Consider the following 6347-nt stretch of genomic DNA (forward strand, 5'->3'; position numbering starts at 1 on the left):
ATCGTCAGGCGTTCTCGATCTCGGCAGCGTTCTCCCGGACCTCCCGCAGGAAGGCGCGGACGTTGCCCACAAGCATGACCTCCTGCGCGATGGCATTGGCCCTGAGCGTGGCCTCGATCCGGGCGAGGTCATCATCGGTCGTGTCCGGCGCGATGCCGAGGTCGCTCACCGTATCTCCGACGTAGTAGTGGAAGTGCTCGATGCTGGCGGCGCCGTCCTCGCCGAACCCACGCCTTCCCGCTTCGGTCCTGATGTTCTCCAGGAGTTCCAAGGCCTCCTTGGTGAAGGCGCCGTCCTCCGCACCGTCGAGGATCGTCCCAAGATCGGGCACGAGGCGGCGGAGGAGCGCAACCAAGGCATCGCGGCGAATGCCGCCGTAGAGCGGAATAAGCGCCTTCGCGAACCCGCCCTGTGCAGGGCTGTAGGGGTCCGTGATGTCCGGCAGGAGTTCGAGCCCCCCGGAAGGGAAGAGGCCGATAGCCGCGGTGCGCGGCTCATCGGAATTCGAGGTGTGAAGCGGCGCGCCCCAGGCTGGGCCGCTCCGTTCGAGGTGCTCGACCGTGATCTCGATGATCGACTGCATGTCAGCGATCTCCGTGGTTTGACGCGAACGCCGCCAGCGCCTCAGCCTTAGTTTCGCCGAACGGCATGTCGTCGGCCGGCCTCTTGGGGATCGGCGAAAGGCAGGTTCTCGAGTAGCGCCTGCGAGCTGCGCTCGAATTCGTCGGCGCATTCAATGATCGTCCAGGCGAGGGACTGCTCGAGGTCGGAAGCCCCGAGAACGAACAGAAAGCTGGTCCTTCTGGCGTCGGGCATCATGACGGAGGTGAGCCAGGGCAGCCCCCTGGGGGCTTCAGTCGGAACGGAGCCGAGCGCCGGCTCGGCCAAGGCCTGGGTGACCAGCCACATCCCGGGGGCGGCCTCCTCGCTCCAGGCGACACAGCAGGAGGAAATCCAAACATCCTCCCTCCAGATCTCGAAGGCCGCGCCTCCGGGCTCGCAGCAAGGGACCATGCGGACGTCCCATCCGAGGACCGGTCCGCCTCCGTCAAGGACGACCGGCTTCAGCTTCTCGACGACGTGATCCTCCACGTCGGTCCGCTCCATCCGCAGCGTCTCTCCGGTCACGAGCGTCAGGAACTCGAGCGAAATCGTTCGGGGCGACGTAGTGTCGCCCGCGTTATGAATGGCCATTGATGTGTCCTGTGTTGGAAGGCTTTGCCCTTCTCCCGACGGTCGCGCTGCGCGGCGGTCGGAAGAAGGGCGGGCACAATGCCCGCCCGTGGTCAGGCTGCCCGGCGTCGGGACGCGACCCACCGCCAGAGGTCCGACGCAACGCGCTCAGGCTCAGTCAGGTACTGCTCGTAGTTGAGCGACTTCAGCAGTCTTTTCGACTCGCACTGAACGGCATCTTCGAACGATCCGTCGACGTGTCGAAAGTAAGCGCCCACGTTACCGTTGTCGGCCCAGAGGTAGGTCGTCCAGCCCAACGGCACGCCCGGCACGTTCTCGAGCTGCACCCCGGTCCGGGCGTGCTCGAAACCTTCCAGCCACAGCATCGGCTGCTCTGCAAGGACGACGACGCGCTGGTGGTCGTCGAGCAGGTCCCAGGCGTCCTCTTTGGATTCCAAGCCGTACTCGGACAGCGCGTCGTAGGCGCCCGTAGCCAGGAGCACGCACACGGTCCTCGCGTCGGGTTTCGTGAAGTCTGCTTCCATCAATGCCTCCTATGATGGTTGTCGAAGGGACGGTAGCTGCCCCTCATCCGACCGCTCCCATGAGTGGAGGAGTCGGAGGAGCGGCAGCCTCAAGCCGCGCCGCAGCGTCCGTCCATCGCTGCCAGGGCCTGCGCGAGGACCGCCCCAACCTCGACGCCCAGACGATCAGCTTCAGCGGTGAGACGATCTGCGGGCTCGGCCGGAAGCCGGAGAAGGCGGGTGGTGGAATGCCGACGGCGGTAGCGGCGGGAGCGCTCCGCATCCGTCATCGCCCGCTCCCCGATCGGCATGGCCCCGCAGCGGCGGGCAGGGGGAAGGTTGTCGGTCTCGTTCATCGTTTGTCGCTCCGTCATGTGTCTCTCCACAAAACGTGGCGTGGATCGAAACGGGCGTCAACCGGGTAAGCGATCGAAAATGAAGAAGATCGAGCATGAAACTTCCCGCAGACAAACACCCCTAGTGTCTGCGGGAAGTTTCCTCGATCCGTAACGAACTTATCCGTTGGCGCGGAATTGTTGACAGTACGCCCAGTGCGTCGAACTGAACTTGAATCCTTGCCGTAGTCGAAGCGACGCAATCCAGAACAACTAGATTTTAACCTAGGACTTGCGGTGGATCGGCGTAACGGACAGATAATGTACGTATCGAAGGATTCGATAGCGTTGCACTGGTGCCGACGGCGGCGCTGAGCGCGAGTGGACGTGGTTGCGCCTCGTCGCCTTGCCCTTCCACCACTCTCCGAGTGGGACGCCAGTCGATGGCCCAGCGCAGACGACACAACGGCGAGGCAGCCCAGGCGGTTGAGAGGGAAATGCGTTCGACGGGAAGAGTGTGATCCGGTACCGAGAACCATCCCTGCTTTTTTACTATAGACCATACTCCCCACCCCTCAGGCCGCAGGCTCACCGGAAGGCCAGTTCGCCCGGACGGTCTTGCGGTCCTTGCCGACGCAGCGCGCGATACCTGAGACGGTGACCGGCTCCCCAGCGGCGCGGGCCGCGTCGATCGCCTCGCGGATCGCGTCGGCCGAACGGCTGCGGCGCGTAGCATGGGTGTGGCGGGCACCCACCGCCTGTCGTGCGGACGTGCCGTTGAGCTGCGCCACCGCCTCGGCGCAAGCGCCGACGTCGCGAGCTGCCCGGAGCGAGCATTTCGAGGGGTCCCAGTGGTCGGCTGCGTAGGTCGTCACCCGGTAGAGAATCGCCTGAGCCTGCTTCGGATTCCCGGCGCTGGCACTCGCCCCTCCGACGAACTCGCGGAACAGCCGCTCGGCGATGGCATCGCGGTCCTTCATCAGGATTGCGCGCACGTAGTCGGCATCGCCGGCACGGTGCCACGTTCTCAACGCCTCGAAGGCGAGCGCCTGAATATCCGTGAAAAGCGCGTTGGACGCCTTCTTCGTCATGCCGGAGAGGCCGGCCGCAGCCTCCTTGGCGAGGTCGCGTCGACGTCGGGACGTGTCCACCCATTCCGCCCACTCTCCGAGGGTCGGGAACACGGTCTCGTTCCAAACCCGGATGTCCCAGAACGGGCTCAAGGGGTTCTTGATCTTGGTCGGGTTCGACAGGCCGCCGGGGTCGGCGCCGAGCGGGAGGAAGGCGCGCGTGATCCCGGCGAGCACGCCGCGCCATAGGTCCATGATGTCCCGGCGGCAACGCGGATCGTCCGAGAACCAGACGCCGGCTCCGTAGGGCAGAAAGAACAGGACGTGCGGGCGCCTTACGCGACCCTTATCGTCCTCGCGGCCGACGACGACGGACGGCAAGCACGGCAGCGCCAGTTCCTCGACCGCGAGGTAGAGGTCGCCCCACGATTCGAAGATGCGGTCGAGGTCGATCCGCAGGACCGCGCGGACGGTGCCGTTGACGTGAACGTATGGCTCGTCCAGCCCGAGGAGCTTGGAGTCGGTGGACCAGACCGCGCCCTTGTCGCGCCCAACCTGCATCCTGCTCGTCCGCGGGATCGCGTGAACGAGCCGGCGCAGGACGTGGTGCCGGGCGGATCGCAAGCCCTGTTCGATGAAGGCGTCGCGGTACTCGCCCGCGACCTCTCCGCCGAAGTGCTGGAAGCCGATCGCAAGCCGCCGATGGATCAGGTCGCGGCGGCTGGCAGCAGCGGCTACGAAGAGTTCCGCTCCGGGCTTCAGGGGGCCGCGAGACGGCTGCTTGCAGTCCGCTACGACGGCGCGGACCCAGGCTTCCTCTTCCCAGCGCGTCTCGAACTCGCGGACGGACGCGGGTAGCGAGGCGGACCCAAATTGTTGACACGCGATTTGGACAGAGTGGGGCGTCGGGGAGGCTGGGGTATGTCCCAGCCCGCAAGTCAAACGTGTGCCGCCAATAGATTGACGGCATCCAGCATGGACGCCATGATTCTCTCGCCTCTATGGACCCCCGCCGAGCGCCTGGCAGCGCGATGACGCGGGGGTATCCATTTCAGGCTGTCGCCGGTGCTCGCGGGCGTCAAGCGCGGATGTGGTGGCGGCCGTCACGCCGATCCCGCCCGCGACGGGGTCGCGACAATGCGAACGATCCGGGCAACTCGCGGTAGGGGGCACCGTGCGAAGGTGGCGGCTCCACCAGACAGGAGCCTCCATGCGCCACGCCGCCCGCGTATCCCTCTTCGCTATTCTCGCGCTGTCGTCCACCGCCGCCGTCGCCGGCCCCGACCTCGATCGCGCTACGAAGGTAGGGGCTGCGCGCGGCGTCGAGCGCTTCGGGGCTATCTATCGCGAGGGCGGGATCAGCGCGGCCGCGGATGCCGTCCGGACCTGCTACCGGTCGCCCAAGGCCAAGGGCGGGGCCGGAGGGCTGGCCGAGTGCGCGGCGCTCGACGTCGCGGCATCGGTCGCCGACCTTCAAGCCAGGATGAGCCTAGGTGTTCCCCCGTACCCCTTCTTCGCGGGCGCCGCGATGGAGAGCCGGGTCTCCGCGGGGCTCAAAGCCGCCAAGCTGCCGAAGTCGGCCCGCGCAAGCCTAGACCGTGCCATCCTGGCGGCGATGGAGGGGCCGGAGGCGGGGTCGGCGGACGACGGCTACATGGACGAGTGAACCGCCCCGACCGGGCGCCCGTGCGGAAGACGTAACGAATTTCTTCGTGACGAGCTTGGGTGGAAAGGCGACTGTCCGCTTTCCGCCGACCGAGGCAGAAAGCGGACCATTTCCTCACTGGTTGAGGGAGAACTGCTAAGCGCCGAAGGCCCCGTCTATCGTATGCATGGCCCCTGTCACGAAGCCAGCCTCTGGACCGGCGAGCCAGGCGACCATGGCGGCGACCTCTTCGGGCCGGCCGTGGCGTTTGATCGCCATGAAGCCGTGCATGAGGTCCCGCATCGGTCCGTCCGCCGGGTTGGCATCGGTGTCGATGGGGCCGGGCTGCACGATGTTGATCGTGATGCCGCGTGGCCCGAAATCGCGGGCTAGACCCCGGGCCAGCCCCTGAAGGGCCGACTTGCTCAGCGCATAGGAGGCCATGCCGGGCACGGGCATGCGGTCGCCGTTCACCGAGCCGATCACGACGATCCGCCCGTCCGACGGCATGTGTCGCGCCGCCTCGACCGAAGCATGGTAAGGCGCATGGACGTTGACACGGAACAGGCGGTCGATCTCGTCCGGGTCTTGGTCCAGCGCATCGCCGAAGATCGCGAAGCCGGAATTGACGATCAGGACGTCGAGCGGACCGCTTTCGCGCACGGTCGCAATCACCGCGTCCCGGTCGGCGCTGTCGGTTCGAAGGGTACGGCTTCCGGTCTCGGCAGCCAGCACCTCGGCCGCGGCCTGTGAGCCGCTATAGGTAAAGGTCACGGCCGCGCCGTCGGCTGCAAAGCGCCGCACGATCGCGGCGCCGATCCCGCGGCTTCCACCCAGAACCAGAACCGTCTTGCCTTGAAACGTCGTCACGTCCGCCTCCTTGAGGAATAACTTAGGAGTCGCTACATAAATATGGGCCTTTAGGCCGTCAACGAGTTCTGTAATGTCTAATACAAAAATACCCCGGTCCCGCGGACGGCCCCGCGGCTTCGACACGGAGCAGGCGGTCGCGGTCGCCGCCGATCTCTTTCGCGCCCGCGGCTTCGATGCCGTAAGTGTTGCCGATGTCATCGATGTTCTGGGCATCAAGCCGCCGAGCTTCTACTCGGCCTTCGGCAGCAAGCAGGGGCTCTACGCACGGGTGCTGGAACGCTACGCAGCGATGGGAGCAATCCCGCTCGACGATATCCTGAGACAGGACCGTCCCGTGGCAGACAACCTGACGGCGCTGTTGGATGCAGCAGCCCACCACTATGCCGCCGATCCGGAGACAGCCGGTTGTCTTGTGGTGGAAGGCACCCGCTGCAACGATGCGCAGGCCCGCGAGGCGGCTCTGGCCTACAACCTTGCCGTGGAAACACAGATCCGGGACCACATTGCGAAGCGCCATGCAGCGGAAGCGGCGGTCCTGACGGACTTTGTGGCGACGACCCTGTTCGGCCTGTCGGCCAAGGCACGCAGCGGCCACCGTCTCGACCAGCTTCGCACGACGGCACGCCTAGCGAGTTCGGCGATCCGGTCCGCGCTGATGGAGTAGGCTCGGTTCGAACGACCGCTTTTGATCGCCGTGTGTAACGAAGTGGATGTCTGCGAAGGGTCG

9 protein-coding genes are annotated in these 6347 nt (G+C 66.0%); 3 read left to right on the forward strand and 6 right to left on the reverse strand.

What is annotated here, in order from left to right; translation table 11 throughout:
* Positions 1 to 4 precede the first annotated feature (4 nt).
* From B146_RS0109925 to B146_RS0109945, 5 genes are all read right to left on the reverse strand, one after another.
* Positions 5 to 583 (reverse strand): hypothetical protein, encoded by a 579-nt coding sequence (locus tag B146_RS0109925; protein WP_019996285.1) that lies wholly within the window; start codon positions 581 to 583, stop codon positions 5 to 7.
* A 47-nt stretch (positions 584 to 630) separates the two neighbouring features.
* Positions 631 to 1194 carry a hypothetical protein gene (locus B146_RS0109930; RefSeq protein ID WP_019996286.1) on the reverse strand — a complete coding sequence of 188 codons (564 nt, stop codon included), beginning with the start codon at positions 1192 to 1194 and terminating at the stop codon, positions 631 to 633.
* Between the two features lie 92 nt (positions 1195 to 1286).
* Positions 1287 to 1718 carry a hypothetical protein gene (locus tag B146_RS0109935; protein WP_019996287.1) on the reverse strand — a complete coding sequence of 144 codons (432 nt, stop codon included), beginning with the start codon at positions 1716 to 1718 and terminating at the stop codon, positions 1287 to 1289.
* A gap of 89 nt (positions 1719 to 1807) precedes the next feature.
* Positions 1808 to 2071, reverse strand: a complete 264-nt coding sequence (locus B146_RS0109940) for a hypothetical protein (RefSeq protein WP_019996288.1) — start codon at positions 2069 to 2071, stop codon at positions 1808 to 1810.
* A gap of 536 nt (positions 2072 to 2607) precedes the next feature.
* Entirely contained in the window at positions 2608 to 3663 is a 1056-nt protein-coding gene (locus tag B146_RS0109945; protein WP_019996289.1) for a hypothetical protein, read from the reverse strand.
* A 21-nt stretch (positions 3664 to 3684) separates the two neighbouring features.
* Here B146_RS0109945 and B146_RS0109950 point away from each other — a divergent pair, with 21 nt between their 5' ends.
* Both B146_RS0109950 and B146_RS0109955 read left to right on the forward strand, forming a co-directional pair.
* A complete protein-coding gene (locus B146_RS0109950; protein ID WP_019996290.1) occupies positions 3685 to 3960 on the forward strand; it encodes a hypothetical protein in 276 nt (91 codons plus the stop codon).
* 352 nt (positions 3961 to 4312) lie between these two features.
* Positions 4313 to 4768 carry a hypothetical protein gene (locus tag B146_RS0109955; protein ID WP_019996291.1) on the forward strand — a complete coding sequence of 152 codons (456 nt, stop codon included), beginning with the start codon at positions 4313 to 4315 and terminating at the stop codon, positions 4766 to 4768.
* A gap of 135 nt (positions 4769 to 4903) precedes the next feature.
* Here B146_RS0109955 and bdcA read toward each other — a convergent pair whose 3' ends face one another.
* Positions 4904 to 5617 (reverse strand): SDR family oxidoreductase, encoded by a 714-nt coding sequence (bdcA, locus tag B146_RS0109960; RefSeq protein ID WP_019994348.1) that lies wholly within the window; start codon positions 5615 to 5617, stop codon positions 4904 to 4906.
* Between the two features lie 73 nt (positions 5618 to 5690).
* Here bdcA and B146_RS0109965 point away from each other — a divergent pair, with 73 nt between their 5' ends.
* Positions 5691 to 6284: a TetR/AcrR family transcriptional regulator gene (locus B146_RS0109965; RefSeq protein ID WP_019994349.1), complete on the forward strand. Its 594-nt coding sequence runs from the start codon at positions 5691 to 5693 to the stop codon at positions 6282 to 6284.
* Positions 6285 to 6347: the final 63 nt, after the last annotated feature.

Source organism: Aureimonas ureilytica DSM 18598 = NBRC 106430 (assembly GCF_000382705.1).
In the GTDB taxonomy this organism is placed as follows: Bacteria; Pseudomonadota; Alphaproteobacteria; order Rhizobiales; family Rhizobiaceae; genus Aureimonas; species Aureimonas ureilytica.

Coding starts and splice junctions, on each gene's coding strand:
- B146_RS0109925 (WP_019996285.1), bottom strand. CDS start 583: ATGCAGTCGATCATCGAGATCACGGTCGAGCACCTCGAACGGAGCGGC.
- B146_RS0109930 (WP_019996286.1), bottom strand. CDS start 1,194: ATGGCCATTCATAACGCGGGCGACACTACGTCGCCCCGAACGATTTCG.
- B146_RS0109935 (WP_019996287.1), bottom strand. CDS start 1,718: ATGGAAGCAGACTTCACGAAACCCGACGCGAGGACCGTGTGCGTGCTC.
- B146_RS0109940 (WP_019996288.1), bottom strand. CDS start 2,071: ATGACGGAGCGACAAACGATGAACGAGACCGACAACCTTCCCCCTGCC.
- B146_RS0109945 (WP_019996289.1), bottom strand. CDS start 3,663: ATGCAGGTTGGGCGCGACAAGGGCGCGGTCTGGTCCACCGACTCCAAG.
- B146_RS0109955 (WP_019996291.1), top strand. CDS start 4,313: ATGCGCCACGCCGCCCGCGTATCCCTCTTCGCTATTCTCGCGCTGTCG.
- B146_RS0109965 (WP_019994349.1), top strand. CDS start 5,691: ATGTCTAATACAAAAATACCCCGGTCCCGCGGACGGCCCCGCGGCTTC.